At 59.5% G+C, this 25,858-nt stretch carries 28 protein-coding genes; 25 read left to right on the top strand and 3 right to left on the bottom strand.

Annotation, left to right across the window (positions count from 1 at the left end):
• Positions 1 to 2 precede the first annotated feature (2 nt).
• The 9 genes from fliL to AC1ROI_RS24355 all read left to right on the top strand — a co-directional run bounded on the left by fliL (position 3) and on the right by AC1ROI_RS24355 (position 6,237).
• Complete coding sequence (gene fliL / locus AC1ROI_RS24395; RefSeq protein WP_077748629.1) at positions 3 to 500, top strand: flagellar basal body-associated protein FliL; 498 nt, start codon at positions 3 to 5, stop codon at positions 498 to 500.
• A 9-nt stretch (positions 501 to 509) separates the two neighbouring features.
• Complete coding sequence (gene fliM / locus AC1ROI_RS24390) at positions 510 to 1,478, top strand: flagellar motor switch protein FliM (RefSeq protein ID WP_010456950.1); 969 nt, start codon at positions 510 to 512, stop codon at positions 1,476 to 1,478.
• Positions 1,479 to 1,543: 65 nt separating this feature from the next.
• Positions 1,544 to 2,002 carry a flagellar motor switch protein FliN gene (fliN, locus tag AC1ROI_RS24385; protein WP_042933032.1) on the top strand — a complete coding sequence of 153 codons (459 nt, stop codon included), beginning with the start codon at positions 1,544 to 1,546 and terminating at the stop codon, positions 2,000 to 2,002.
• Positions 2,003 to 2,443 carry a flagellar biosynthetic protein FliO gene (fliO, locus tag AC1ROI_RS24380; RefSeq protein WP_010456948.1) on the top strand — a complete coding sequence of 147 codons (441 nt, stop codon included), beginning with the start codon at positions 2,003 to 2,005 and terminating at the stop codon, positions 2,441 to 2,443.
• Positions 2,443 to 3,201 carry a flagellar type III secretion system pore protein FliP gene (gene fliP / locus AC1ROI_RS24375; RefSeq protein WP_010456947.1) on the top strand — a complete coding sequence of 253 codons (759 nt, stop codon included), beginning with the start codon at positions 2,443 to 2,445 and terminating at the stop codon, positions 3,199 to 3,201. Before fliO ends, fliP begins: the two co-directional genes overlap by 1 nt.
• On the top strand, positions 3,198 to 3,467 hold the full coding sequence (gene fliQ, locus AC1ROI_RS24370; protein WP_010456946.1) for a flagellar biosynthesis protein FliQ: 270 nt from the start codon (positions 3,198 to 3,200) through the stop codon (positions 3,465 to 3,467). Before fliP ends, fliQ begins: the two co-directional genes overlap by 4 nt.
• Positions 3,468 to 3,470: 3 nt before the next feature.
• Positions 3,471 to 4,256 carry a flagellar biosynthetic protein FliR gene (gene fliR, locus AC1ROI_RS24365; RefSeq protein WP_077748632.1) on the top strand — a complete coding sequence of 262 codons (786 nt, stop codon included), beginning with the start codon at positions 3,471 to 3,473 and terminating at the stop codon, positions 4,254 to 4,256.
• Positions 4,257 to 4,259: 3 nt separating this feature from the next.
• On the top strand, positions 4,260 to 5,399 hold the full coding sequence (flhB, locus tag AC1ROI_RS24360; RefSeq protein ID WP_083375988.1) for a flagellar biosynthesis protein FlhB: 1,140 nt from the start codon (positions 4,260 to 4,262) through the stop codon (positions 5,397 to 5,399).
• 175 nt (positions 5,400 to 5,574) lie between these two features.
• Positions 5,575 to 6,237, top strand: a complete 663-nt coding sequence (locus AC1ROI_RS24355; protein WP_042933033.1) for a hypothetical protein — start codon at positions 5,575 to 5,577, stop codon at positions 6,235 to 6,237.
• Positions 6,238 to 6,376: 139 nt separating this feature from the next.
• Here AC1ROI_RS24355 and AC1ROI_RS24350 read toward each other — a convergent pair whose 3' ends face one another.
• Positions 6,377 to 7,723 (bottom strand): YncE family protein, encoded by a 1,347-nt coding sequence (locus AC1ROI_RS24350; protein ID WP_102593838.1) that lies wholly within the window; start codon positions 7,721 to 7,723, stop codon positions 6,377 to 6,379.
• 231 nt (positions 7,724 to 7,954) lie between these two features.
• Between AC1ROI_RS24350 and flhA the strand changes: the two genes are divergently transcribed.
• From flhA to AC1ROI_RS24280, 14 genes are all read left to right on the top strand, one after another.
• Positions 7,955 to 10,084 (top strand): flagellar biosynthesis protein FlhA, encoded by a 2,130-nt coding sequence (gene flhA / locus AC1ROI_RS24345; RefSeq protein WP_010456941.1) that lies wholly within the window; start codon positions 7,955 to 7,957, stop codon positions 10,082 to 10,084.
• An 11-nt stretch (positions 10,085 to 10,095) separates the two neighbouring features.
• On the top strand, positions 10,096 to 11,430 hold the full coding sequence (gene flhF / locus AC1ROI_RS24340; protein ID WP_010456940.1) for a flagellar biosynthesis GTPase FlhF: 1,335 nt from the start codon (positions 10,096 to 10,098) through the stop codon (positions 11,428 to 11,430).
• A gap of 116 nt (positions 11,431 to 11,546) precedes the next feature.
• Complete coding sequence (gene fleN, locus AC1ROI_RS24335; RefSeq protein ID WP_003222917.1) at positions 11,547 to 12,377, top strand: flagellar synthesis regulator FleN; 831 nt, start codon at positions 11,547 to 11,549, stop codon at positions 12,375 to 12,377.
• Positions 12,374 to 13,114 carry an RNA polymerase sigma factor FliA gene (fliA, locus tag AC1ROI_RS24330; RefSeq protein WP_007894214.1) on the top strand — a complete coding sequence of 247 codons (741 nt, stop codon included), beginning with the start codon at positions 12,374 to 12,376 and terminating at the stop codon, positions 13,112 to 13,114. Before fleN ends, fliA begins: the two co-directional genes overlap by 4 nt.
• A gap of 167 nt (positions 13,115 to 13,281) precedes the next feature.
• Entirely contained in the window at positions 13,282 to 13,653 is a 372-nt protein-coding gene (locus AC1ROI_RS24325) for a chemotaxis response regulator CheY (protein ID WP_003183998.1), read from the top strand.
• A 22-nt stretch (positions 13,654 to 13,675) separates the two neighbouring features.
• Positions 13,676 to 14,464 (top strand): protein phosphatase CheZ, encoded by a 789-nt coding sequence (locus AC1ROI_RS24320; protein ID WP_102593837.1) that lies wholly within the window; start codon positions 13,676 to 13,678, stop codon positions 14,462 to 14,464.
• A 53-nt stretch (positions 14,465 to 14,517) separates the two neighbouring features.
• Positions 14,518 to 16,749 (top strand): chemotaxis protein CheA, encoded by a 2,232-nt coding sequence (locus tag AC1ROI_RS24315; protein ID WP_102593836.1) that lies wholly within the window; start codon positions 14,518 to 14,520, stop codon positions 16,747 to 16,749.
• 50 nt (positions 16,750 to 16,799) lie between these two features.
• On the top strand, positions 16,800 to 17,951 hold the full coding sequence (locus AC1ROI_RS24310) for a protein-glutamate methylesterase/protein-glutamine glutaminase (protein ID WP_102593835.1): 1,152 nt from the start codon (positions 16,800 to 16,802) through the stop codon (positions 17,949 to 17,951).
• Positions 17,951 to 18,691: a flagellar motor protein gene (locus AC1ROI_RS24305; protein WP_010456935.1), complete on the top strand. Its 741-nt coding sequence runs from the start codon at positions 17,951 to 17,953 to the stop codon at positions 18,689 to 18,691. Before AC1ROI_RS24310 ends, AC1ROI_RS24305 begins: the two co-directional genes overlap by 1 nt.
• A 15-nt stretch (positions 18,692 to 18,706) precedes the next feature.
• Positions 18,707 to 19,597 carry a flagellar motor protein MotD gene (gene motD / locus AC1ROI_RS24300; protein WP_010456934.1) on the top strand — a complete coding sequence of 297 codons (891 nt, stop codon included), beginning with the start codon at positions 18,707 to 18,709 and terminating at the stop codon, positions 19,595 to 19,597.
• A gap of 43 nt (positions 19,598 to 19,640) precedes the next feature.
• Positions 19,641 to 20,429: a ParA family protein gene (locus AC1ROI_RS24295; protein WP_010456932.1), complete on the top strand. Its 789-nt coding sequence runs from the start codon at positions 19,641 to 19,643 to the stop codon at positions 20,427 to 20,429.
• 1 nt (position 20,430) lies between these two features.
• Positions 20,431 to 21,327, top strand: a complete 897-nt coding sequence (locus AC1ROI_RS24290) for a CheW domain-containing protein (RefSeq protein ID WP_010456930.1) — start codon at positions 20,431 to 20,433, stop codon at positions 21,325 to 21,327.
• A gap of 89 nt (positions 21,328 to 21,416) precedes the next feature.
• Positions 21,417 to 21,902 carry a chemotaxis protein CheW gene (locus AC1ROI_RS24285; protein WP_010456928.1) on the top strand — a complete coding sequence of 162 codons (486 nt, stop codon included), beginning with the start codon at positions 21,417 to 21,419 and terminating at the stop codon, positions 21,900 to 21,902.
• Positions 21,903 to 22,295 (top strand): DUF2802 domain-containing protein, encoded by a 393-nt coding sequence (locus tag AC1ROI_RS24280; RefSeq protein WP_010456926.1) that lies wholly within the window; start codon positions 21,903 to 21,905, stop codon positions 22,293 to 22,295. It abuts the gene before it with no gap.
• A gap of 116 nt (positions 22,296 to 22,411) precedes the next feature.
• Here the strand turns inward: AC1ROI_RS24280 and AC1ROI_RS24275 are convergent, their stop codons facing one another.
• Both AC1ROI_RS24275 and fliK read right to left on the bottom strand, forming a co-directional pair.
• A complete protein-coding gene (locus tag AC1ROI_RS24275) occupies positions 22,412 to 22,741 on the bottom strand; it encodes an EscU/YscU/HrcU family type III secretion system export apparatus switch protein (RefSeq protein WP_010456924.1) in 330 nt (109 codons plus the stop codon).
• Positions 22,738 to 24,312 (bottom strand): flagellar hook-length control protein FliK, encoded by a 1,575-nt coding sequence (gene fliK, locus AC1ROI_RS24270; protein ID WP_102593833.1) that lies wholly within the window; start codon positions 24,310 to 24,312, stop codon positions 22,738 to 22,740. The genes AC1ROI_RS24275 and fliK overlap by 4 nt, the downstream gene beginning before the upstream one ends.
• A gap of 197 nt (positions 24,313 to 24,509) precedes the next feature.
• On the opposite strand from fliK, the gene ccmA reads away from it, so the two are divergent.
• Both ccmA and ccmB read left to right on the top strand, forming a co-directional pair.
• Positions 24,510 to 25,145, top strand: coding sequence for a cytochrome c biogenesis heme-transporting ATPase CcmA (ccmA, locus tag AC1ROI_RS24265; RefSeq protein ID WP_010456921.1), 636 nt, complete (start codon positions 24,510 to 24,512; stop codon positions 25,143 to 25,145).
• On the top strand, positions 25,142 to 25,810 hold the full coding sequence (gene ccmB / locus AC1ROI_RS24260; protein WP_010456919.1) for a heme exporter protein CcmB: 669 nt from the start codon (positions 25,142 to 25,144) through the stop codon (positions 25,808 to 25,810). The genes ccmA and ccmB overlap by 4 nt, the downstream gene beginning before the upstream one ends.
• Positions 25,811 to 25,858: the final 48 nt, after the last annotated feature.

Below are 25,858 nucleotides of genomic sequence, written 5' to 3'. Positions count from 1 at the left end.
GCATGGCGAAGAGCGACGCAGTAGTAAAAGAACCCGCAACCAAAGGCAAGGTCAAGCTGATCATTGCGATCGTGGTGGCCCTGTTGCTGGCGGTCGGCATGTCCGTGGGGGCGACCTGGTTCTTCATGCACAGTGCCCAGAGCAAGCCTGTCGCCGCCGAAACCGCTGTGGTCGGCAAGCAGCCAGCGATTTTCGAGCCCATGGCCCCGGCTTTCGTGGCCAACTACAACGTGAACGGTCGCCAGCGCTACATGCAGGTGAGCATCACCCTGCAAGGCCGCAATCAGGTTGATCTGGAAGCGCTCAAAGTGCACATGCCGGTGATCCGCAACAACCTGGTCATGCTGTTCTCTGGCCAGGACTTCGCCACGCTGGCGACCCCGGTTGGCCAGGAGATGTTGCGTCAGAAGGCCACGGCCAGCGTCCAGGAAGTGGCGCAGAAAGAACTCGGCAAAGTGGTTATCGAACAGCTGCTTTTTACTAATTTCGTACTGCAGTAGGAACACGACATGGCCGTGCAGGACCTGCTGTCCCAGGATGAGATCGATGCGCTGTTGCATGGCGTCGACGATGGTCTGGTACAGACCGATAACGCTGCCGAACCCGGCAGCGTCAAAAGCTACGACCTGACCAGCCAGGATCGCATCGTCCGTGGACGCATGCCGACCCTGGAAATGATCAACGAGCGTTTCGCCCGCTACACCCGCATCAGCATGTTCAACATGCTGCGCCGCTCGGCGGACGTTGCCGTCGGTGGTGTGCAGGTGATGAAGTTCGGCGAATACGTGCACTCGCTGTACGTGCCGACCAGCCTCAACCTGGTCAAGATCAAGCCGTTGCGCGGCACCGCGCTGTTCATCCTCGACGCCAAACTGGTGTTCAAGCTGGTGGACAACTTCTTCGGCGGCGACGGCCGTCACGCGAAGATCGAAGGGCGTGAATTCACCCCCACCGAGCTGCGTGTGGTGCGCATGGTGCTGGAGCAGGCCTTCGTCGATTTGAAGGAAGCCTGGCAGGCGATCATGGAAGTGAACTTCGAGTACATCAACTCGGAAGTGAACCCGGCCATGGCCAATATCGTCGGCCCGAGCGAAGCGGTGGTGGTGTCCACTTTCCACATCGAACTCGATGGGGGTGGCGGCGACCTGCACGTGACCATGCCGTACTCGATGATCGAGCCGGTGCGCGAAATGCTCGACGCCGGCTTCCAGTCGGATCTGGACGATCAGGACGAGCGCTGGGTCAACGCCCTGCGCCAGGACGTCCTGGACGTCGACGTGCCGATTGGTGCCACGGTTGCCCGTCGCCAGTTGCGTTTGCGCGACATCCTGCACATGCAGCCGGGTGACGTGATCCCGGTCGAGATGCCGGAAGAGATGATCATGCGCGCCAACGGCGTGCCGGCCTTCAAGGTCAAGATGGGCTCACATAAAGGCAACCTCGCGTTGCAGGTGATCGAGCCGATCGAGCGTCGCTGATTGGCGCTCCAACCCCCTATTAATTGGCTGCTCTTGATTGAGCAGTTGCCCGCCGAGGACAAATGATGAACGACGATATGAACGCCCAGGACGACCAGGCACTGGCTGACGAATGGGCTGCCGCCCTGGAAGAAACCGGTGATGCCGGCCAGGCCGATATCGACGCCTTGCTGGCCGCTGACGTCGGCAGCTCGTCGTCTAACCGTCTGCCGATGGAAGAGTTCGGCAGCGTGCCGAAGAACCACGATCCGGTCACCCTGGACGGTCCGAACCTCGACGTGATCCTCGACATTCCGGTGTCGATTTCCATGGAAGTGGGCAGCACTGACATCAACATCCGCAACCTGCTGCAACTCAACCAGGGTTCGGTGATCGAGCTGGACCGACTGGCCGGTGAGCCGCTGGACGTGCTGGTCAACGGCACGCTGATCGCCCACGGCGAAGTGGTTGTGGTCAACGAGAAGTTCGGCATCCGCCTGACCGACGTGATCAGCCCAAGCGAACGTATCAAGAAGCTGCGCTAAGTGAAGAGGGTTCTGGGGTTTTTATTGGCGTTGCCGTTCAGCGTTCTGGCCGCCGAGCCGGTTGCGACGGCGGCGGCCGCGCCGGCAGTCAGTAGCGGTGTGGCCGGGCAACTGACGCAGTTGGTCTTCGGCTTGCTGTTGGTGCTGGGGTTGATCTTCTTCCTCGCCTGGCTGCTGCGCCGGGTCCAGCAGGCCGGGCCGGCCGGTAAGGGGCAGGTGATCGAGATTGTCGGTTCCCGTGCCTTGGGCCCCCGCGACCGTTTGATGCTGGTGCAAGTCGGCAATGAGCAGATCTTGCTTGGCCTGAGCCCCGGCACGATCACTGCACTGCATGTGCTTAAAGAGCCGATTGAAGTGCCGACCACCACCGAGAAAGCGACCCCGGAGTTTGCCCAGCATCTGTTGAAGATACTCGGCAAGGATCAGAAGGATAAGAAGTAATGGGTGCGTTACGCATCGTCTTGACGCTGGCTCTGATGCTGGTCGCGCCGCTGGCGTTCGCCGCCGATCCGTTGTCGATCCCGGCGATCACCCTGGGTACCAACGCCAATGGCGCTCAGGAATACTCGGTCAGCCTGCAAATATTGCTGATCATGACCGCGCTGAGTTTCATCCCGGCGTTCGTCATGCTGATGACCAGTTTCACCCGGATCATCATTGTGTTCTCGATCCTGCGTCAGGCCCTGGGCCTGCAGCAGACGCCGTCGAACCAGATCCTCACCGGCATGGCGCTGTTCCTGACCCTGTTTATCATGGCACCGGTGTTTGACCGGGTGAATCAGGACGCCTTGCAACCGTACCTGGCGGAGAAACTCACCGCTCAGGATGCCGTGGCCAAGGCCCAGGTGCCGATCAAGGACTTCATGCTGGCGCAGACGCGCAGCAGCGATCTCGAGCTCTTCATGCGCCTGTCCAAGCGCACCGACATCGCTTCGCCGGATCAGGCACCGCTGACTATTCTGGTGCCGGCCTTCGTCACCTCCGAGCTTAAAACCGCGTTCCAGATCGGCTTCATGATCTTCATTCCGTTCCTGATCATCGACCTGGTCGTGGCCAGTGTGCTGATGGCCATGGGGATGATGATGCTCTCGCCGCTGATCATTTCCCTGCCGTTCAAGATCATGCTGTTCGTGCTGGTGGATGGCTGGGCGTTGATCATCGGCACCCTGGCAAGCAGCTTCGGCGGTGTGTCGCCATGACGCCGGAAGTGGCGGTAGACATTTTTCGCGAAGCGCTGTGGCTGACCACCATGATGGTGGCTGTGCTGGTGATTCCGAGTCTGCTGGTGGGCCTGCTGGTGGCAATGTTCCAGGCCGCCACGCAGATCAACGAACAAACCCTGAGCTTCCTGCCGCGCTTGCTGGTCATGCTGGTCACGCTGATCGTCGCCGGCCCGTGGCTGGTGCAGACGTTCATGGAATACATCCTGCAGCTGTACGGCAATATTCCTCAGGTCATCGGCTAAACCATGCCGTCGCTGCTGCAGCTGACCGATACCCAGATCAGTACCTGGGTGGCGACGTTCATGTTGCCGCTGTTTCGCATCGGCGCCTTGCTGATGGTCATGCCGGTGTTCGGCACAACCCTGGTGCCCACTCGCGTGCGCCTGTATTTCGCCCTGGCGATCACAGTGGTGATTGCGCCGGGCCTTCCGCCGATGCCGCCGATCAATGCGCTGGATCTGAGTGCGCTGCTGCTAATCGCCGAGCAGATCCTCATCGGTGCGTTGCTGGGTTTCTCCTTGCAGCTGTTCTTCCAGGCGTTCGTGGTGGCGGGGCAGATCGTCTCCATTCAGATGGGCATGGGCTTCGCGTCGATGATCGACCCCACCAACGGCGTCTCGGTGGCGGTGATCGGGCAGTTCTTCACCATGCTGGTGACGCTGTTGTTCCTGTCCATGAATGGCCATCTGGTGGTCTTCGAAGTCCTGACCGAAAGCTTCACCACGATGCCGGTGGGCAGTGGCTTGATGGTCAATCATTTCTGGGAGCTGGCCGGTAAGCTGGGCTGGGTTCTGGGTGCTGCACTGTTGCTGGTACTGCCGGCGATCACCGCGTTGCTGGTGGTCAACATTGCGTTCGGCGTGATGACCCGGGCCGCGCCGCAACTGAACATTTTTTCCATCGGTTTCCCGCTGACCCTGGTGCTCGGGCTGTTCATCGTCTGGGTCGGGTTGGCGGACATCATCAATCAGTATCAACCGCTGGCCTCCGAGGCCTTGCAGTTGTTACGCGAACTGGCACGGGCACGCTGAGTCATGGCTGAGAGCGAAAGCGGTCAGGACAAAACAGAAGACCCCACGGAGAAACGTAAAAAGGACTCCCGGGAAAAGGGCGAGATTGCGCGCTCCAAGGAGCTCAACACCCTGGCTGTCATGCTCGCCGGCGCTGGCGGGCTGCTGATTTTCGGTGGAGCCCTGGCGCAGGACATGATGGAGCTGATGCGCATGAACTTCACGCTGTCGCGGGAGGTGATTCTGGATCAGCGCAACATGGGCGCCTTCCTGCTGCACTCGGGGCAGATCGCCCTGCTGGCGATTCAGCCGGTGATGATCACCTTGTTGCTGGCCGCGTTGATCGGCCCGATTTCCCTCGGTGGCTGGCTGTTCGCGGCAGGCTCCCTGGCACCGAAATTCAGTCGCATGAACCCCGGTGCGGGGCTCAAGCGGATGTTCTCGGCCAAGGCGCTGGTCGAACTGCTCAAGGCCCTGGCGAAGTTTTTCATCGTGCTGTTCGTGGCGCTGGCGGTGTTGTCTGCCGACATCGACGACCTGATGCGCATTGCTCATGAGCCGTTGGACATGGCGATCATTCACAGCCTGCAAGTGGTCGGCTGGAGCACTTTGTGGATGGCTTGCGGGCTGATCATCATCGCTGCCGTCGACGTGCCGGTGCAGCTGTGGGAAAGCCACAAGAAACTGCTGATGACCAAGCAGGAAGTGCGTGACGAACACAAGGATCAGGAAGGGCGGCCGGAGGTCAAACAGCGCATTCGCCAGTTGCAGCGCGAGATGTCGCAGCGGCGGATGATGGCGGCCATCCCTGAGGCCGACGTGGTGATTACCAACCCGACTCACTACGCCGTCGCTCTCAAGTACGATCCCGACAAGGGCAGCGCGCCGGTGCTGCTGGCCAAGGGCAGTGACTTTCTGGCCTTGAAAATTCGTGAGATCGCTGTAGCCAATAATGTGCTGCTGCTCGAATCGCCGGCCCTGGCGCGTTCGATCTACTACTCCACGGAACTGGAGCAGGAAATTCCCGGTGGGTTGTACCTGGCGGTCGCTCAGGTGCTGGCCTACGTCTACCAGATCCGCCAGTACCGCGCGGGCAAGGGCAAGCGCCCGGATCCGCTCAAGGACAACTTGCCGATCCCACCGGATCTGCGGCGTGATTCCTGATCCCGTTCATCTGAAAACTCTGCAACCCTGTTAGTTCTGACAGTAGACGGTCAGCACCCGCTTGCGCTGTCATACCCGTGGGAATTCTCCCGATCAACGTCCTTGCAGTGGTGTTCTGATCATTCGACTGGAGCGCCAAGGATTGGTGTTTGCGTCTGTTCTAGAGGGAATAATCATGACCGAGCGTCTCTATCGAAAACTGCAGGGTATGGAGTTGAAGTTTGTTTCGGGTGTTCTGAAGGATAAGCCGACAGAAAGCGCTATCGGTTATTCGGTCACATTCAGAATGTCGCTGGATTTCGCGTGTTTTGTGCAGATGGCCAATGCTCATATACCTGGATATTTAAACTTTCCAAAAAATGCCATCAGGCCCTCGTTGGAAGGGTTCGCCAGCCATGACAGCTTCAACTATTTAGAAGATTCGGCCGGAAAAATCGGTAGCACAGAGGAGTTGTGCCGCCTTTTTACGGATCCAGAAAACTACAACGATCAGTGGTCCGCCGGGGTCTTGCAGCGACGCCCTCACAAACCTGAATTCTCATTTGTCGATGGGCAACTGCAAGTGGTCGCCACAGTAGATTATCGCCATTCGAAAAAACGCCCGATTCTGGTGAGTGATTTGCCGGTCATTAAATTTCAATGGGCATTAGACCTGTTGCTGGGGCACAACATGGCGGGTGATTCCCTTGCGCCGGGGACAGTCGTCATACTTGGCTATGCCTTGGAGGAGTTGGTGGAGGCGGAGGGATTGCAGATGAATAAAGGTACACGGTACATGGTTGGCAGAACGCTTGATTTCGGTGCCATCCGTGAGGCGCAGATTCTGACGGCGGGATGATTGAGCGCTGGTGTGTGATGTTTTTGTGCCTGACGACCGCTGACGTGAGCCCTTCTGTTTCGAACCTCCCTACGCAAAAGTTGCGAAGGGAGACCTGCAGTTGGAAAACTGCAGGTGAGTAGGCTTTTATCCTGGGGTTCTAATAGAAATAAAGCACAAAGATGCCGTTGTCAGGCCGCGCAAGCACCTCTCTCAGGTTGTTCTTTCCTGTATCGATTTTCTGGATAACCTCCAGGCTTACAGCATCCAGAACCCAGATGAACGCGGAGGTAAACGTAACGACATAGAGGTGCTTACCGTCGGCGCTCACCGACACATGTCTCGGCGATTTTTCGCTCCAGGCAACATTGATGATTTTGTTGGTAGCCGTATCAATTACCGCAATTTCGCTAGCACTGATATCGGCCACATAAAGGCGAGTACTGTCCTGGTTCAGGGCCATCGAGTAGGCAGATCCAGTGATCGGTATTCTTGCGACAGTTTTTAATTTTTCAGTGTCAATGACGTCAATAGCGGTTGGATCGGAGTCCGACTCCGCGTCGCCCCCGTGGGCAAGGTACACACGCGAACCGCTGGAATTGATAGCGAGGCCAAAAGGCCACGGATTGATCGGCAGCGACAGGACAATGGACTGAGTGCTTGTATCGACTGCTTTCAAGTACCCATTGATTCCCAGTGTGTTACAGGCATAGAGACGTTCGCCGCTTGAACTCACCACCATATAAGGTGAGCCGGATTCGAGGTCGGCGCCTTTCTTGATGTCGTGAGTTTTAGTGTCGATCTCCCAAATGTAATTCGAGTAACGACTGTTGACGTAAGCATGGTCACCGTTCGGGCTTAGGCCACCTAACGTTTCGCCTCCCGTTTCAGGTGAGTAGCTATGAACGATTGTCTGAGTACGGGTATCCATTGCGCGGACATAACTGACGCTGCCATCCGGGGATTGAACGAAATACAGCCGTGAAGCATCCCGGTTGAGGGTGAGGCCGTGGATGCCCTGGACCATCTGTATATTGTCGTTCGCCCGCGTCGCCAGGGGGGCAGCGTGCGGGTAGCTTATCTGGATCTGCGCAAATGGGCCGTGGTGACGGGAGGTCGCCTTTTCCAGGCGCAGGTCTGTCAGAGACCTGAGTGCAACGTGAATCTCTGCGCGTTGCTCGCATGTTTGAAATGGCTGGTTGTTGATTTTTACTCGATAGCTCAGTTCATGTCGGCCTTCGGTGAGGTCCTCGGGCTTCACATGGATCGTCAAAGGCGACCCCGCATCCGCAGTTGTGATGATGTGTCGAGCAATGACTTTGTCGTCGAGCAGTAGCTCCAGTTCGTTGTCTGAGGCTAAACACGGGTCGGCAATGGTTACGTTCACCCCATTGTAGGGAAAGAAGTCTTCGCGGGAGGCAAGCCTGATTCCGGTGTCTTTCCAGTCGAGAGTGTCGAGATTAACTTTCACCGACGGTGCAGTCAGTGGCGTGCGTGTGCTGTTCATGGGGCAATTCCTGTCGCTGCGATTGGTCTTTCATTGAAGGTCAATGCGCGGCACACGGCTACTGTCAGAACTAACAGGTACGAATGCTTTTTGGATCAGTGGTCACAAAGGTTGCGCCTGCAATCCACTACGTATTCCCCGCTCCGGCAAAAGTTGGAAGGCTTCTTGCAGTAGCCGCTCTGCGCCTGCTTCAGGCGTCAAAAGTTTGCTTTAAAGGAACGGGGAAAACCGGTGGATCGCTCTCAGTTACTCAGCACCGCACGCACAAACGTTGCCGACTTAAGTCGGGGCAATCTGGGTGTGCCGTTGTTGCTGCTGGTCATGTTGGCAATGATGATGTTGCCGATCCCGCCGTTCCTGCTGGACGTGTTTTTCACGTTCAACATCGCGTTGTCGATTGTCGTCTTGCTGGTTTGCGTCTACGCCTTGCGGCCGCTGGATTTTGCAGTGTTCCCAACCATTCTGCTGGTGGCAACGTTGTTGCGACTGGCGCTGAACGTGGCCTCCACCCGAGTGGTGATGCTCCACGGACAGGACGGTCACGCTTCCGCCGGTAAGGTGATCCAGGCCTTCGGCGAGGTGGTGATCGGCGGTAACTACGTGGTTGGTATCGTAGTTTTCGCGATCTTGATGATCATCAACTTCGTCGTGGTGACCAAGGGCGCCGGGCGGATTTCCGAGGTGAGCGCACGTTTCACCCTCGATGCGATGCCCGGCAAACAAATGGCAATCGACGCCGACTTGAACGCCGGCCTGATCGACCAGAACCAGGCCAAACTGCGCCGGATGGAAGTCGCCCAGGAAGCCGAGTTCTACGGTTCGATGGACGGTGCCAGCAAATTCGTGCGCGGTGACGCCATCGCCGGCCTGCTGATTCTGTTCATCAACCTGATCGGCGGCATGGCGGTCGGTATCTTCCAGCACGGCATGACCTTTGGTGATGCCGGCCGGGTTTACGCCTTGTTGACCATCGGTGACGGTTTGGTGGCGCAATTGCCATCACTGCTGTTGTCGACAGCGGCGGCAATCATGGTGACCCGTGCTTCCGGTTCGGAAGACATGGGCAAACAGATCAATCGCCAGATGTTCGCCTCGCCGAAAGCGTTGGCCGTGGCGGCGGGTTTGATGGCAGTGATGGGCCTGGTGCCCGGCATGCCGCACTTCTCCTTTCTCAGCATGGCGGCCCTGGCTGCTGGCGGCGCGTACCTGTTCTGGAAGAAGCAGAACGTGGTCAAGGTTCAGGCCCTGCAAGAGGTCAAGCGTCAACAGGAGCTGCTGCCATCGCCAGCTCGCGCGATGGAAACCAAGGAGCTGGGTTGGGACGACGTGACACCGATCGACATGATCGGGCTGGAAGTCGGCTATCGCCTGATTCCGCTGGTGGATCGCAATCAGGGTGGTCAGTTGTTGGCGCGGATCAAGGGCGTGCGCAAGAAGCTGTCCCAGGACCTGGGCTTCCTGATGCCGACTGTGCACATTCGTGACAACCTCGACCTGGCCCCGAGTGCTTACCGCCTGACCCTGATGGGCGTGATCCTGGCAGAAGCCGAGATTTACCCGGATCGCGAACTGGCGATCAACCCGGGGCAGGTCTACGGCACGCTCAACGGCATAACCGCCAAAGATCCGGCTTTTGGCCTGGAAGCGGTCTGGATCGAAATCAGCCAGCGTGCCCAGGCGCAATCGCTGGGTTACACCGTGGTGGACGCCAGTACGGTCGTGGCGACGCACTTGAACCAGATTCTGTACAAGCACTCCAGCGAACTGATCGGTCACGAAGAAGTCCAGCAACTCATGCAATTGCTGGCCAAAAGCTCGCCGAAGCTGGCCGAAGAGCTGGTGCCGGGTGTGGTCTCGCTGTCGCAGTTGCTCAAGGTGCTTCAAGCGTTGTTGGCCGAACAGGTGCCGGTGCGGGACATTCGCAGCATCGCCGAGGCCATCGCCAACAATGCTGCCAAGAGTCAAGATACTGCCGCTTTGGTGGCCGCGGTGCGCGTCGGCGTATCCCGCGCAATCGTCCAAAGCATTGTAGGGACTGACTCCGAGCTACCAGTTATCACGCTGGAGCCAAGGTTGGAACAGATATTGCTCAATAGTCTTCAGAAGGCAGGACAAGGCTCGGAAGAGGGTGTTCTGCTGGAGCCAAGCATGGCTGAGAAACTGCAACGTTCGTTGATCGATGCGGCGCAGCGTCAGGAAATGCAAGGTCAACCGGTGATTCTGCTGGTAGCCGGTCCGGTTCGCGCGATGCTGTCGCGATTCGGCCGACTGGCAGTGCCGGGTTTGCATGTGTTGGCTTACCAGGAAATTCCTGACAACAAGCAAGTGACCATCGTTGCGACAGTAGGGCCCAACGGCTGAGGTAGTGGTTTATGCAAGTTAAGCGTTTTTTCGCCGCCGATATGCGTCAGGCCATGAAACTGGTTCGTGATGAGCTGGGCGCTGATGCCGCCATTATTGGCAATCGCCGGATCGCCGGTGGTGTCGAGCTGACGGCTGCCCTGGATTACAAATTGTCGGCGCTGGCCCCGCGTGTTCCGAACATGGAACTCGAGGATGAGCTGCGCAAGACCCAGTCGCGGATCGTCACCGCCCAGGCCGAATTGAGCCTGCGTGGCGAAGGCGAAACCGAAGGCGACAAGACCACCAATCGCCAATTGTTCGCCGGCCTGCCGTTGACCGCCGCCGAGCCGCTGATCGAGCCGACGTATGCCGAACCTCGTCGCTCGGCACCAGCCCCGGCACCTGCCGCTGGCGGCGTCGATCCGCGGGCGTTCGATTCGATGCGTTTCGAACTCAACAGCCTGCGCGAATTGATGGAAGTACAACTCGGCTCCCTGGCCTGGAATCAGCTGCAAGGCAGCCGTCCAGCCCAGGCCAATCTTTGGCGTCGCCTGCAACGCATCGGCCTGTCCGGCCCGTTGTCCCGCGACTTGCTGGCGATGATTACCGACATTGACGAACCCCGTCAGGCCTGGCGCATGTTACTGGCGCACTTGGCACGGATGATTGCCACACCGGAAGTCGAACCACTGGAAGAGGGCGGCGTGATTGCCATGGTCGGCCCTGCCGGCATGGGCAAGACCACCACCCTGGCCAAGCTCGCGGCTCGCTACGTGCTCAAATACGGCGCGCAAAACATCGCGCTGGTGAGCATGGACAGCTACCGTATCGGTGCTCAGGAACAATTGAAGACCCTGGGCCGGATTCTCAACGTGTCGGTAACCCACGTCGATCCGGGCCAATCTCTGGTGCAGGCGCTGGACCCCTTGCTGCGCAAGCGCGTGGTGCTGATCGATACCGCCGGCCTCCAGGCCAGCGATCCAGCCCTGCGCATGCAGCTCGAAAGCCTGGCCGGACGGGGCATCAAGTCAAAAAATTATCTGGTTCTGGCAACCACCAGCCAGAAACAGGTTCTAACGGCCGCTTATCACAGTTACAAGCGCTGCGGGCTCGCTGGCTGCATCCTGACTAAACTGGATGAAACGGCAAGTCTGGGCGAGGTGTTGAGCCTGGCGATCAGTCATGAATTGCCGGTGGCTTACCTGACCGATGGCCCGCGTATTCCGGATGATTTGCATCTGCCGCGTCGTCATCAGTTGGTCAGTCGTGCCGTCAGCGTGCAAATGCAAGAAGAACCCAGCGAAGAAGCCATGGCTGACATGTTCGCTGATATTTACCACAGCCCGACCAAGCAGGTTGGCTGAGGTGCTAATGAACCGTTTTTGTACCTACATCGATGGTCTGCCATGCATTGTTCAGTTATTGAGCGCGCAGCCAGTAATGTGGCCTCCGTCTATGCAAGACAAGGTAAAGAAATAACATGGGCAGCATGCATCCCGTACAGGTGATCGCGGTGACCGGCGGCAAAGGTGGCGTCGGGAAGACTAACGTGTCAGTGAACTTGTCCCTGGCTCTAGCTGAGCTCGGCCGGCGCGTCATGCTGCTGGACGCCGATCTGGGGCTGGCGAACGTCGACGTCCTCTTGGGGCTGACACCCAAACGTACCCTGGCCGACGTGATCGAAGGCCGCTGTGAGCTGCGCGACGTTCTGTTGCAGGGCCCTGGCGGTATTCGCATTGTCCCGGCCGCGTCCGGCACACAGAGCATGGTTCATCTGAGCCCGGCTCAACACGCCGGTCTGATCCAGGCCTTCAGCGATATCGGCGACAACCTCGATGTCTTGGTGATCGACACCGCTGCAGGTATTGGTGACTCGGTAGTCAGTTTCGTCCGCGCAGCGCAAGAGGTCTTGCTGGTGGTGTGCGACGAGCCGACCTCGATCACCGACGCCTACGCGCTGATCAAACTGCTGAACCGCGATTACGGCATGAACCGCTTCCGCGTCCTGGCCAACATGGCCCAGAGCCCGCAGGAAGGTCGCAACCTGTTCGCCAAGTTGACCAAGGTCACGGACCGCTTCCTTGACGTCGCCTTACAATACGTCGGCGCGGTGCCTTACGACGAAAGCGTGCGCAAGGCCGTGCAGAAACAGCGTGCCGTCTACGAAGCCTTCCCGCGTTCCAAGTGCGCCCTGGCGTTCAAGGCCATCGCGCAGAAGGTCGACACCTGGCCGCTGCCTGCCAACCCGCGTGGGCACCTGGAGTTTTTCGTCGAGCGCCTCGTGCAACAGACCGCAGGACCCGTCCTATGACAGCCAGTGGCTACAACCTCTACAAGAAGTCGGCACGTGACGCGCAGTACGAGCTGATCGAGCGTTACGCGCCACTGGTCAAACGCATTGCTTACCACTTGCTGGCGCGTCTGCCGGCCAGTGTTCAGGTTGAAGACCTGATCCAGGCCGGGATGATCGGCCTGCTGGAAGTATCGACCAAATATGACGCCAGCAAAGGCGCGAGTTTCGAGACGTACGCGGGCATTCGAATCCGCGGCGCGATGCTCGATGAAGTGCGCAAGGGTGACTGGGCGCCACGCTCGGTTCACCGCAATACCCGCATGGTCAGTGACGCAATTCGCTCGATTGAAGCTAAAACCGGTCGTGACGCTAAAGATCATGAAGTTGCGGCCGAACTCCAATTGAGTCTCGACGATTATTACGGGATTTTGAACGACACCCTGGGCAGCCGGTTATTCAGTTTCGACGATCTGTTGCAGGACGGCGAACACGAAGGGCTGCACGAGGATGGCGCGAGTGCACATCTGGAGCCGTCACGCGATCTGGAAGATGAACGCTTCCAGGCCGCGCTGGCGGACGCGATTGCCAATTTGCCGGAGCGTGAGCGACTGGTGTTGGCGCTGTACTACGACGAAGAGCTGAACCTCAAGGAAATCGGTGAGGTCCTGGGGGTCAGCGAATCGCGGGTCAGCCAGTTACATAGCCAGTGCGCGGCCCGTTTGCGGGGGCGTTTGGGGGAGTGGCGAGCGCGCTGAAGGCAGTGTGGGGACACTGCGAACGAGGCCGGTGGGGTGTTGAGCTGCACCGGTCGCGATCTGTTGTGCTCCAGACAGTCATCGAGTGCATTGCCGGATTGATTGAAATGGCGCGTCCAGGTGCTGGGCGCGTTTAAGACTGCTTGGAGGTCGAATTGGACAAGAACATGAAAATCCTCATCGTTGATGACTTCTCAACGATGCGGCGGATCATAAAAAACCTGTTGCGTGACCTTGGGTTCACCAACACGGTCGAGGCCGACGATGGCACTACTGCCATTCCGGTTCTCAACAGCGGGAGCATCGACTTTCTGGTAACGGACTGGAACATGCCTGGCATGACCGGTATCGATCTGCTGCGTCACGTGCGCGCCGATGAAAAGCTCAAGCACCTGCCGGTGCTGATGGTGACCGCCGAAGCCAAGCGCGAGCAGATTATCGAAGCAGCCCAGGCCGGTGTTAACGGCTATGTGGTCAAACCCTTTACGGCCCAGGCGTTGAAAGAAAAAATCGAGAAGATTTTCGAACGCATCGGTTGATCCACTGCGCCACGGGGGAGCTATGGAGCATAACGAATCTTCACTGGGCGATTTTGAATCGACCCTGAAAAAACACGCGGTCGAACTGGTCGAAAGCCTTGAAAAGGGCAGGTTCGGCGACGCTGTGCAACTGATCCATGAGCTCAATCAGACCCGTGACCGCGGCCTGTACCAGGAAGTGGGCAAGCTCACTCGCGAGCTGCATAGCGCGATCGTCAATTTCCAGATTGACCCGAACATGCCGCAAGCCGAGGAAGTGTCGCAGATCACGGACGCCACCGAGCGACTGGGGTATGTGGTCAAGCTGACCGAGGCTGCGGCCAACCGCACCATGGACCTGGTGGAAAACGCCACGCCGCTGGTCAATGGCCTGAGCGCTGAAGCTCAGGCATTGAGCACCGACTGGGGGCGCTTCATGCGTCGCGAAGTCGGGGCTGAAGAGTTTCGCGAACTGGCCCGGCGAGTCGACGGTTTCCTGACACGCAGCAGCGAAGACAATCGCACGGTGTCGAGCAACCTCAACGACATATTGCTGGCCCAGGATTACCAGGACCTCACCGGTCAAGTGATCAAACGCGTGACCCAATTGGTCACCGAAGTTGAAAGCAACCTGCTCAAGCTTGTGCTCATGGCCAGTCAGGTAGACCGCTTTGCGGGTATCGAACATGACCGTGAAGCGATGCTCGCTGAAAAAGATCCGCAAAAACATCTCTCTCAGGGTGAAGGTCCGCAGATTCATGCCGATAAAAGAGAAGACGTTGTGTCCGGTCAGGACGATGTGGACGATTTGTTATCCAGCCTAGGATTTTAGAGTTTTAGCATTTTAGGTTTTTTAGGTTTTTAGACCTCAGGAGCACCCCCTTAATGAGCTTCGGCGCCGATGAAGAGATCCTTCAGGATTTCCTGGTTGAGGCCGGCGAGATTCTAGAGCAACTGTCCGAACAGCTGGTCGAGCTTGAAAGCCGACCGGATGATGCGGACTTGCTCAATGCAATTTTTCGCGGTTTTCACACTGTAAAAGGGGGCGCCGGCTTCCTCCAGCTCAACGAGCTGGTGGAGTGCTGTCACATCGCCGAGAACGTGTTCGACATCCTGCGCAAGGGTGAACGTCGCGTCGACTCGGAACTGATGGACGTGGTTCTCGAAGCGCTGGATGCGGTGAACAGCATGTTCACCGAGGTCCGCGAACGCAGCCCGATTACGGCTGCCACGCCTAAATTGCTCGCGGCACTGGCCCGTCTGGCCGAGCCGCAAACGGCTGATGAATCTGCACCGGTTGCTGAAGTGGTTGAAGCACCTGCTGCTGAAGAATCGGGCGACATCACTGATAACGAATTCGAGCAATTGCTGGACTCGCTGAACGCCGTCAAGGCTCAAGCCGAAGCGCCGGCGGTTGCTCCAGTAGCGGCTGCCGATTCGGCGGCCGGCGACGAAATCACCGATGCCGAGTTCGAGTCGTTGCTCGATCAACTGCATGGCAAAGGCCAGTTCGCCGTCGACGCGGTGGCACCGTCCACTGCACCGGCTGCTCCGAAAGCGGCCGGCGACAGCTCTGATATTACCGACGACGAATTCGAAGCACTGCTCGACCAGTTGCACGGCAAGGGCAACTTTGCGGTGGACGCGCTGGAGTCGGCCATTGCCGCCGTACCCGCCTCGGCTGCGCCAACCGCGAAAGCGGCCGGTGGTGATCTGATCTCCGATCACGAGTTCGAATCGCTGCTCGACGAATTGCATGGCAAAGGCAAATTCACTGAAGTCGGCACAGGTGCTGCGGTGGCTGCTCCAGCCGCCAAGGCTGCTGCACCGAAACCGGTTGCCAAGGCGCCCGAGCCGAAAGCCGAAGCGCCGAAACCGGCGGCTGCCGCTGCACCGGCTCCAGCCCGCGCACCGTCCGCGCCGCCACCGGAAAAACCGGCCAGTGAAGCCGAGACCACCGTGCGGGTTGATACCGCGCGTCTCGACGAAATCATGAACATGGTCGGCGAACTGGTATTGGTGCGTAACCGCTTGGTCCGTCTGGGCCTCAACAGCGGCGACGAAGCCATGTCCAAGGCTGTGTCGAACCTCGACGTGGTCACGGCCGACCTGCAGACCGCGGTCATGAAGACCCGGATGCAACCGATCAAGAAAGTTTTCGGGCGCTTCCCGCGCCTCGTTCGCGACCTGGCTCGCCAGCTCAAGAAAGAGATCAACCTGGAGCTGGTCGGCGAAGAAACCGACCTCGACAAGAACCTCGTCGAGGCCCTGGCCGACCCGCTGGTCCACTTGGTGCGCAACTCGGTCGACCACGGCATTGAAGAGCCGGCCGAGCGCGAAGCGATGGGCAAACCTCGCAGCGGCAAGGTGATCCTGTCCGCAGAACAGGAAGGCGACCACATCCTGCTGTCCATCTCCGATGACGGCAAGGGCATGGACGCCGATGTTCTGCGCGGCATTGCTGTGAAGAAAGGGCTGATGGACAAGGATGCCGCGGATCGCCTCAGCGAGTCCGACTGCTTCAACCTGATCTTTGCGCCGGGTTTTTCGACCAAGACCGAAATTTCCGATGTCTCCGGACGCGGCGTGGGCATGGACGTGGTGAAAACCAAAATCGCCCAGCTCAACGGCACCATCAATATTTATTCGACCAAGGGCAAAGGCTCGAAGATCGTCATCAAGGTCCCGTTGACCCTGGCGATCATGCCGACGCTGATGGTCATGCTCGGCAACCAGGCGTTCGCGTTCCCGCTGGTGAACGTCAACGAAATCTTCCACCTCGACCTGTCGCGCACCAACGTGGTGGACGGCCAGGAAGTGGTGATCGTGCGGGACAAGGCACTGCCATTGTTCTACCTCAAGCGCTGGCTGGTCAGCTCCGCCGCTCACGAAGAGCAGCGCGAAGGCCACGTGGTGATCCTTTCGGTGGGTACTCAGCGGATCGGCTTCGTCGTCGACCAGCTGGTGGGCCAGGAAGAAGTGGTCATCAAGCCATTGGGCAAAATGCTCCAGGGAACCCCAGGCATGTCGGGCGCCACCATTACCGGTGACGGTCGCATCGCGCTGATTCTCGATGTTCCGAGCATGCTCAAGCGTTACGCCGCACGGCGTATTTGATTCTGGTGGAGCGGGGCGACTAAGCCTCGCTCCGTCCTAACGGAGTGTTTATGGCAGTCAAAGTCCTGGTGGTGGACGATTCGGGGTTTTTCCGCCGCCGCGTCTCGGAAATTCTTTCAGCGGATCCGAATATCCAGGTCGTCGGTACGGCGACCAACGGAAAAGAGGCGATCGATCAGGCGCTGGCCCTCAAGCCAGACGTGATCACCATGGACTACGAGATGCCGATGATGGATGGCATCACGGCAGTGCGGCACATCATGCAGCGTTGCCCAACCCCGGTGTTGATGTTCTCCTCGCTGACCCACGAAGGCGCTCGGGTAACCCTCGACGCGCTGGACGCCGGCGCGGTGGATTTCCTGCCGAAGAATTTCGAAGACATCTCCCGTAACCCGGAGAAGGTCAAGCAACTGCTGTGCGAGAAAATTCTCAGCATCTCGCGCAGTAACCGTCGTGCCAGCACCTACAGCGCACCGGCCCCGGCCGCCGCGCCAGCCCCGACGCCTGCGCCTTCGAGCGTCAGCAGTTACGGCAGCAGCACGCCTGCGCGTCCGGCTCCGGCACCGATTCCGGCGCGTAGCTACGCCCCGGCATCGGCCCCGGCATCGTCCGGACCGTCGTCGCCTGCGCCAAAACGCAAAGCCTACAAACTGGTGGCTATCGGCACGTCCACGGGCGGTCCGGTTGCCCTGCAACGGGTGTTGACCCAGTTGCCGGCCAACTTCCCGGCGCCGATCGTGTTGATCCAGCACATGCCGGCGGCCTTCACCAAGGCCTTCGCCGAACGTCTGGACAAGCTCTGCCGCATCAGCGTCAAGGAAGCGGAGGATGGCGACATTCTGCGTCCGGGCCTGGCGCTGCTGGCGCCGGGTGGCAAGCAAATGATGATCGACGGCCGTGGCGCGGTGAAAATCCTGCCGGGCGACGAGCGTCTGAACTACAAACCGTGCGTGGACATCACCTTCGGTTCGGCAGCCAAGTCCTACGGCGACAAAGTTCTGGCGGTCGTACTGACCGGCATGGGCGCCGACGGTCGTGAAGGCGCGCGCCTGCTCAAGCAGGGCGGCAGCGCGATCTGGGCTCAGGATGAAGCCAGCTGCGTGATCTACGGCATGCCGATGGCCATCGTCAAAGCCGACCTCGCCGACGCGATCTACGGTCTGGACGATATTGGCAGGCACTTGGTCGAGGCGTGTATCTGATGGATGTTTTAAGCCTTATCGGGATCATCTTGGCGTTTGTCGCCATCATTGGCGGCAACTACCTTGAAGGCGGTCATCTCGGCGCATTGGCCAACGGCCCGGCGGCGCTGATCGTACTCGGTGGGACTATCGGCGCGGCATTGCTGCAATCACCGATGAGCGCCTTCAAGCGTGCCATGCAAATCATTGGCTGGATTCTGTTTCCGCCTCGCGTTGACTTGGCCGGTGGCGTCGACCGCGTCGTCAACTGGAGCCTGACCGCGCGCAAGGAAGGCCTGCTCGGTCTGGAAGGGGTGGCCGATGCCGAACCTGACAGCTACTCGCGCAAAGGTCTGCAACTGCTGGTCGACGGCGCCGAGCCGGAAGCGATTCGCAGCATTCTGGAAGTGGATTTCTACACCCAGGAAGCCCGCGACATCGAAGCGGCCAAAGTCTTTGAAAGCATGGGCGGCTACGCGCCGACCATCGGCATCATCGGTGCGGTGATGGGCCTGATCCATGTCATGGGCAACCTGGCCGATCCGACGCAACTGGGCAGCGGCATCGCCGTCGCCTTCGTCGCCACCATCTACGGTGTGGCCAGTGCCAACCTGGTGTTGCTGCCGATTGCCGCCAAGCTCAAGTCCGTTGCCTTGCGCCAGTCGCGTTATCGCGAAATGTTGCTGGAAGGAATCCTGTCGATCGCCGAAGGTGAAAACCCTCGCTCTATTGAGTTGAAGCTTCAGGGCTTCATGGATTGATGGGAGTAACGGACTATGGCTCGTCGTCGGCAACCTGAAGAACACGTCAATCACGAACGCTGGCTCGTTTCCTACGCCGACTTCATCACGTTGCTGTTCGCATTCTTCGTGGTCATGTACTCGATCTCGTCGATCAACGAGGGCAAGTACAAAGTCATTTCCGAGGCGCTGATCGGGGTGTTTACCGACAGCGATCGCGCCCTCAAGCCGATCCCGATCGGTGAAGAGCGGCCGAAGACCGTGACCCCGGCCAAGCCCCTGGTCAAGGACAGCGAGCAGGTCGATGCCGGCGTGGCCGGTGCCAGTGATCCATTGAAAAGCATCGCCGATGACATCAGCGCGGCATTCGGCGACTTGATCAAGTCCAATCAGATGACCGTGCGCGGCAACGAGTTGTGGGTCGAGATCGAACTCAATTCCAGCCTGTTGTTCGGCAGCGGCGATGCGATGCCCAGTGACATGGCGTTCAATATCATCGACAAGGTGGCCGCAATCCTCAAGCCGTTCGACAACCCGATCCACGTCGAAGGCTTCACCGACGATCAGCCGATCCGCACCGCGCAATACCCGACCAACTGGGAGCTGTCTTCGGCCCGTTCGGCGAGCATCGTGCGCATGCTGGCGATGCAGGGCGTAAACCCTGGCCGCCTGGCGTCGGTGGGTTACGGCGAGTTCCAGCCGGTGGCCAACAACGCCACCGCTGAGGGCAGGGCGCGTAACCGTCGCGTGGTGCTGGTCGTGTCGCGAAATCTTGATGTACGCCGCAGCCTCACGGGCACCGGGACCGCCCATGCGCAACCGGATGCCGCGTTGAAGCGTGCTGGCACACAAACTGCACCGACCCCGGTCAAGTCGCCGGTACGAGAGAGCGCCGTCAATTCTCCGTCACCTGCATTAACACGTTGAGCTATTTCTCGGTCGAGCATATCGACCGGGAGGAACAATCCGAATGAGAGTCTGGGCCGTTGCCAATCAAAAGGGTGGTGTTGGTAAAACCACTTCCTCTATCGCTTTAGCCGGCTTGCTGGCCGAGGCGGGCAAGCGCGTGGTCGTGGTCGATCTCGATCCGCACGGCTCGATGACCAGCTACTTCGGCTACGATCCCGACAGCCTGGAGCACAGCAGCTACGACCTGTTCCTGCACAAGGGCAGCGTGCCGCAAGGCTTGCCCGGGCAGTTGCTGTTGCCGACCAGCGATGAACGCATTTCGTTGTTGCCGTCGAGCACCGCTCTGGCCACGCTTGAACGTCAGTCGCCGGGCCAGAGTGGTTTGGGCCTGGTGATTGCCAAGAGCCTGGCGCAACTGTGGCAGGACTTCGATTACGCCGTGATCGACAGCCCGCCGTTGCTCGGCGTACTGATGGTCAATGCCTTGGCGGCGAGCCAGCAATTAGTGATTCCGGTGCAGACCGAGCACCTGGCCGTCAAAGGTCTGGAGCGCATGGTCAATACACTGGCGATGATCAACCGCTCACGCAAAGTGGCCTTGCCGTTCTCCATCATTCCAACCTTGTTCGACCGCCGCACCCAAGCGTCCCTCGGGACCCTTCGCGTGCTGCGCGACAAATACCCGGAAGAAATCTGGCAAGGCTACATCCCGATCGACACGCGCCTGCGGGATGCGAGCCGGGCCGGGCTGACGCCTTCGCAATTCGACGGCAAGAGCCGTGGGGTTCTCGCTTATCGCGCCTTGCTCAAGCATTTGCTGGCGGCACAACTTGTCCCGCAGGTGGCCTGAGATGAATCGGCCGGTGAAAATCACCTCGCGTCCGCAACTGGCGCTCCAGTCTTATCTGGACAGCCTGCTGATGGAAGCGACTGAAGAGTTGCCGCTGGAAGTGGAAGCGGTGGCTGAAGTCATCGAGGTCGTTGAAGCGGTAGAGGTTGAGGCTGCGCTGGACGAGTTCCAGGCAGCCGTGCTTGAAGAGCAGGCGCGTGATGCGCAGAAGTCCGTTGTGGCAGCTGCGCCTGTCGTCGCGCCAGTGGTCGCTGCGGTCGCAAAAGCCCCGGTGGTGATCGAAGATGCGCCGGCACCGATCCTGGCGCCGGTCTCGACCCTCGCACCGTTGCTGCAAACCCTGGTGCCGCCGCTGGTCGAAGTCCATCTGCCGCCGAGCAACACGCCGCCACCGGTGGAAACCGACGGTCGCCCGGCGTGGGCCGCCGAGCCGTTCGAATGCCTGCTGTTCGATGTCGCCGGGTTGACCCTGGCGGTGCCGCTGGTGTGCCTGGGCTCGATTTATTCGCTGGCCGGTCACGAGCTGACGCCACTGTTCGGCCAGCCCGAATGGTTCCTCGGAATCCTGCCGAGTCAGGCCGGCAACCTGAAAGTCCTGGACACCGCGCGGTGGGTCATGCCCGACCGCTACCGCGATGATTTCCGCCAGGGCCTGCAATACGTTATTTCGGTTCAGGGCTACGAGTGGGGGCTGGCGGTGCATCAGGTCAGCCGCTCGTTGCGCCTGGACCCGAACGAAATCAAATGGAGAAGTCATCGAGGTCAGCGGCCATGGCTCGCCGGCACGGTGATTGAGCACATGTGTGCGCTGCTGGACGTTTCCGCCCTGGCCGAGTTGATCGCCAGCGGTGGGGCAAAGCACATGGGCGGCAGCAAGCCGCTACACAAACCGACATAGCTGCCGACATAACAAGTATGCGACGGCATTGTTGAATGCCGCCACACAGAACACACACCGCCAGAAGCGGTTTTTCGAGGGGTCAGGGTATGAGTAGTCAAGCGACGAATGCAAAAGGTTCCGAAGATCCGATCCTGCAATGGGTAACCTTCAAACTGGACAATGAAACCTACGGCATCAACGTGATGCGCGTTCAGGAAGTCCTGCGTTACACCGAAATCGCCCCGGTCCCGGGTGCCCCGAGCTACGTGCTGGGCATTATCAACCTGCGCGGTAACGTGGTTACTGTGATCGACACCCGTCAGCGCTTCGGCCTGATGAATGCCGAGATCAGCGACAACACCCGCATCGTCATCATCGAAGCCGACAAGCAAGTGGTCGGAATCATGGTCGATAGCGTGGCCGAAGTGGTTTACCTGCGTCAGTCGGAAATCGAAACCGCGCCAAACGTCGGTAACGAAGAGTCCGCCAAGTTCATTCAAGGCGTGTGCAACAAGAACAATGAACTGCTGATCCTGGTCGAACTGGACAAGATGATGAGCGAAGAAGAATGGTCGGACCTGGAGAACATCTGATTGATTCTTGAGGTAGCGGTCATTGTCCTGTTCCTTTTCTGGGCAGGCACGCTGGCAATGTTTCTGGCGTACATTCGCGCTCAACGGCAAATTGCCGCGCAACAGGCCCAGGGTGATGCGCTGCGCGATCAGCGCATCAAGGACCTGGCCAAACGCGTCGACGACTATCAAAGCGGCAACGTGCGCATGGGTGAAGACCTGCACGAACTGCGCGCCGTCGTCAGTCCCTTGCCGGACAAACTGGCCCAACTGGAACAGCGCGATCCGTCGAGCCTGTCGTTTGCCCAGGCGGCGCGCCTGGTCGGCATGGGGGCTACCGTTGATGAACTGACTCAGTCCTGCGGGTTGACCCAGGCTGAGGCGGAGTTGATGCGCAAGCTTCACAAGAACTGACGCCTGCCAGAGATCGTTCCCCGCGTGGGAACGATCTCTGGGGACGCTCCGCATTCCGCTGTTGAATGTGACGCAGAGCGTCACGGGCTGCATTCCCACGCAGAGCGTGGGAACGATCAGTAGTCGTCACCGCGATCAGTGATGTCCTTCTCAACCATGGTCGCCTCCGGATCATGCCCCGCCGGAAACTTGCCCTTCAAGTTCCACGCGAACGCAATAATCTCGGCAATCGTGCGGTACAACTCTTCCGGAATACTTTCCCCCAGTTCCATCCGCGCCAGCAGCTTCACCAGCTCGGCGTTTTCATAGATGGGCACTTCATAATCACGGGCAAGCTTCAGAATGGCTTCGGCCAGTGCTTCGTCGCCTTTGGCCGTGAGGGTAGGGGCGTGGGTGCCGTCGTATTTGAGGGCGATGGCCTGGCGTGGGGTGTTGGGGTTTCTCATGCGGTTTCGTCGACCCAGCGTTGTTCGAGGCGGGTTTGTGGGCCTTGTGGCGGTTTACCGAGGTGGCAATCCAGATCGCCGACGTTCAGCCCGGAATCCAGCAAGCGCTGGCGCAGTGCAGCCAGATTGCTTTCGATCAGGCTGGCGGTGTACGGCCGTTCGGCCCAGAGCTGGCTGGACAGGCTGCCCTTGATCAGCTGCGCCTGAATCTGCATCGGGCCCAACGGTTCCATGTCGAACGCCAGGTCCACGCGCCACAGTTGCTGCTTCGGTTCGCGTTCGTCCCGGCGTTCATGGGGTTGTTCTTTCTCCGGCGCTTCTTCGCGCTGGAACTTGACCTGCAGCGGCACGATGTCCTGCAAATTGCGCATCGGGATTTCCAGCTGCCAGGTGCTGAGCAGGCGGCCATCGTCAGTGACGCCGGTCTGCTCAAGACTCGACAACTGATGGCTTTGCAGGCGCGAAACCGCCGCCGCAGCCAGACGCAGCAAATGCTCCAGATCGTTTTCACCGTCCTGGCTTTGCAGCAGCCGTTCGGGCAGCGGGAAACTGGTCGGCAACGGCTTGGCGCTGACCTGGCCGAGCATGCCCAGGGCGCTGCGCACGAAACTCGGCATGGACTGGACCAGCGTGTTGGCGGCAATGATCGCATTGAGATTGGTGTTGGCCGGCAGCCCTGGCGTCAATTGCGCAATCAGCTTGAGCAGATCGCCTTTCATGTCGGGCGCCAGTGTCGGATTTTGCCCGGTCAGCAATTTCGCTTCGAGGAATAGCCCGCTATTGGCCAGCGCCTGAGCGAGGCCTTTTGACGTACTCAGTTGCTGAACGTCCGGTAAACCGGCCAGCAGTTTTTCCACCGCGGCCCGCAGGTCGCTGGAGGTCTGATCCGATGGAGGCAGGTTTTGCAGCAGCTTGATCAAACCATCCAGCGAGCCTTGGCGGCTCTGCTGACTGACCAATTGCTGGGTGATCGCCAGTTGCTCCTGACGGTTACTCAACGGCACGAACTTCAGCGTTTGCGTGTCCTGCACCAAGGCACTCAACAGCGTGCCGATGCGCAGCGGCGTCGGACTGTCGATGCTCAGCGTGCTGCCGCTCAACGCGGTGTTGAGCAGGCTCACCATCGAACGAAACACCGTCGGCTGGCCCGGCACCTGCGGCAGCACTTGCGAGGTCAGTACTTTGCCCTGCAACAACGTCCCGACCGGCAATTGCGCGGTGTCGATGCGGGTGAGGGTGGCGACGCTGGAAGCAATGGCCTGTTGCACCGTGATCGCCAGATTGCTCGCTGACGGTTGGGTGATCGCCAGACTGGTGCCTTGGGGCAGCGGCTGGGTGCTGGTGGCCTGGACCGTGGTCTGGCGGCCGCTGTCGAGGGTGACTTTAAGCAGCAGTTGAAAGGTCTGATCCGCCTGCTTGAGCGACAGCACTTCAGCCTTGGCGGTCTGGCCGGGGGTGATCAGGCCCTCCATCGGCGACAGCAGCTTGAGCAGATCGCCGCTCACTACCAGCGGCCGCGAAGTCGCGGGCGTGGTCTGCGGTACCGGGAGGATGTTCATTTCGCCTGTCATACGCGGTCACAACCTGAGGAAAATGCACTCTTTAGAGTAGGGTATGGCATGTATAATGCCGCCCGTCCTTCGGGGAGTGGCGAAAACATTGCATTTGTTTGACGCAGCTCTCTAGAACAGGCCGCCAATGCATCTATGCTGCATCTCTTTAGCGGCCGCTCCGCCGCCGACTTGAACCGCAAAAGGCCCGTGATCTCTTGACCAGTCCTGTCCTGCAAACCGTTGCCCTTGCTTGTGAGCGAGACCTTCGGCTGCTCTTCGAAAATCTCGAATTGAGACTGGCCAGTGGCGAAATGGTGCAAATCAGTGGCCCCAACGGCAGCGGCAAGACCAGCCTGCTGCGGCTGTTATCCGGCCTGATGCAGCCGACCGCCGGTCAAGTGCTGCTCAACGGTAAGCCGCTGAACGATCAGCGCCTTGAACTGGCGCGCAACCTGCTGTGGATCGGTCATGCCGCCGGGATCAAGGACTTGTTGACGCCGGAGGAGAACCTGATCTGGCTCTGCGCCCTGCATCAACCGGCTCCCCACGAGGCGATCTGGCAAGCGCTGGCCGATGTCGGATTGCGCGGTTTCGAGGATGTTCCCTGCCATACGTTGTCCGCCGGGCAGAAACGCCGTGTGGCATTGGCGCGCCTGTACCTCGACAGTCCGCCGCTGTGGATCCTCGACGAGCCGTTCACCGCGCTCGATAAACAAGGCGTGGCGCAACTCGAAGAACACCTGGCCGCCCACTGCGAGCGCGGCGGCATGGTGGTGCTGACCACTCACCACACGCTGAGCCGGATGCCGGCCAGCTATCGCGATATCGACCTGGGGAAGTGGGCCGTATGAGTGTTTTCGGCCTGCTGGTCGCCCGTGAGTCCCGTCTGCTGTTCCGCCGTCCGGCTGAGCTGGCCAATCCGCTGGTTTTTTTCGCGATCGTCGTTTCGCTGTTCCCGTTGGCGGTCGGTCCCGAGTCTCAATTGTTGCAAACCTTGTCTCCGGGACTGGTGTGGGTCGCGGCACTTTTATCGGTCCTGCTCTCGCTGGACGGGCTCTTCCGCAGTGATTTCGAGGACGGATCGCTGGAACAGTGGGTCCTTTCGTCGCACCCCCTGCCTCTTCTGGTTTTGGCCAAGGTACTGGCACACTGGGCCTTCTCTGGCCTGGCACTGGTTTTGCTCGCTCCACTGCTGGCATTGATGCTCGGTTTGCCAACCGCCTGTCTGCCGGTGTTGCTGCTTTCTTTATTGCTGGGTACACCGGTGCTGAGCCTGCTCGGTGCGGTGGGCGCAGCCCTGACGGTGGGATTGAAGCGAGGCGGCCTGTTGCTGGCGCTGCTGATTCTGCCGCTGTACATCCCGGTGTTGATTCTCGGCAGTGGCGCCTTGCAGGCGGCCCTGCAGGGCATGCCGGCGACCGGTTATCTCTTGTGGCTTGGTAGCCTGACCGCCCTGGCGATAACCCTGACACCGTTTGCAATAGCTGCTGGCCTGAAGATCAGCGTCGGCGAATAATGAGGTCTGGTCATTTTTTGATCAGTAAAGACCCTTTGGCTCTTCATA

The sequence above is a fragment of the Pseudomonas sp. GW823-FHT02C02 genome (assembly GCF_058797635.1).
Note: the sequence above shows the minus strand (reverse complement) of the source record. Positions and strands in the feature narration are given on the sequence as shown.

Coding starts and splice junctions, on each gene's coding strand:
- fliL (WP_077748629.1), top strand. CDS start 3: ATGGCGAAGAGCGACGCAGTAGTAAAAGAACCCGCAACCAAAGGCAAG.
- fliM (WP_010456950.1), top strand. CDS start 510: ATGGCCGTGCAGGACCTGCTGTCCCAGGATGAGATCGATGCGCTGTTG.
- fliN (WP_042933032.1), top strand. CDS start 1,544: ATGAACGACGATATGAACGCCCAGGACGACCAGGCACTGGCTGACGAA.
- fliP (WP_010456947.1), top strand. CDS start 2,443: ATGGGTGCGTTACGCATCGTCTTGACGCTGGCTCTGATGCTGGTCGCG.
- fliQ (WP_010456946.1), top strand. CDS start 3,198: ATGACGCCGGAAGTGGCGGTAGACATTTTTCGCGAAGCGCTGTGGCTG.
- fliR (WP_077748632.1), top strand. CDS start 3,471: ATGCCGTCGCTGCTGCAGCTGACCGATACCCAGATCAGTACCTGGGTG.
- flhB (WP_083375988.1), top strand. CDS start 4,260: ATGGCTGAGAGCGAAAGCGGTCAGGACAAAACAGAAGACCCCACGGAG.
- AC1ROI_RS24355 (WP_042933033.1), top strand. CDS start 5,575: ATGACCGAGCGTCTCTATCGAAAACTGCAGGGTATGGAGTTGAAGTTT.
- AC1ROI_RS24350 (WP_102593838.1), bottom strand. CDS start 7,723: ATGAACAGCACACGCACGCCACTGACTGCACCGTCGGTGAAAGTTAAT.
- flhF (WP_010456940.1), top strand. CDS start 10,096: ATGCAAGTTAAGCGTTTTTTCGCCGCCGATATGCGTCAGGCCATGAAA.
- fleN (WP_003222917.1), top strand. CDS start 11,547: ATGGGCAGCATGCATCCCGTACAGGTGATCGCGGTGACCGGCGGCAAA.
- fliA (WP_007894214.1), top strand. CDS start 12,374: ATGACAGCCAGTGGCTACAACCTCTACAAGAAGTCGGCACGTGACGCG.
- AC1ROI_RS24325 (WP_003183998.1), top strand. CDS start 13,282: ATGAAAATCCTCATCGTTGATGACTTCTCAACGATGCGGCGGATCATA.
- AC1ROI_RS24320 (WP_102593837.1), top strand. CDS start 13,676: ATGGAGCATAACGAATCTTCACTGGGCGATTTTGAATCGACCCTGAAA.
- AC1ROI_RS24315 (WP_102593836.1), top strand. CDS start 14,518: ATGAGCTTCGGCGCCGATGAAGAGATCCTTCAGGATTTCCTGGTTGAG.
- AC1ROI_RS24310 (WP_102593835.1), top strand. CDS start 16,800: ATGGCAGTCAAAGTCCTGGTGGTGGACGATTCGGGGTTTTTCCGCCGC.
- AC1ROI_RS24305 (WP_010456935.1), top strand. CDS start 17,951: ATGGATGTTTTAAGCCTTATCGGGATCATCTTGGCGTTTGTCGCCATC.
- motD (WP_010456934.1), top strand. CDS start 18,707: ATGGCTCGTCGTCGGCAACCTGAAGAACACGTCAATCACGAACGCTGG.
- AC1ROI_RS24295 (WP_010456932.1), top strand. CDS start 19,641: ATGAGAGTCTGGGCCGTTGCCAATCAAAAGGGTGGTGTTGGTAAAACC.
- AC1ROI_RS24290 (WP_010456930.1), top strand. CDS start 20,431: ATGAATCGGCCGGTGAAAATCACCTCGCGTCCGCAACTGGCGCTCCAG.
- AC1ROI_RS24285 (WP_010456928.1), top strand. CDS start 21,417: ATGAGTAGTCAAGCGACGAATGCAAAAGGTTCCGAAGATCCGATCCTG.
- AC1ROI_RS24275 (WP_010456924.1), bottom strand. CDS start 22,741: ATGAGAAACCCCAACACCCCACGCCAGGCCATCGCCCTCAAATACGAC.
- fliK (WP_102593833.1), bottom strand. CDS start 24,312: ATGACAGGCGAAATGAACATCCTCCCGGTACCGCAGACCACGCCCGCG.
- ccmB (WP_010456919.1), top strand. CDS start 25,142: ATGAGTGTTTTCGGCCTGCTGGTCGCCCGTGAGTCCCGTCTGCTGTTC.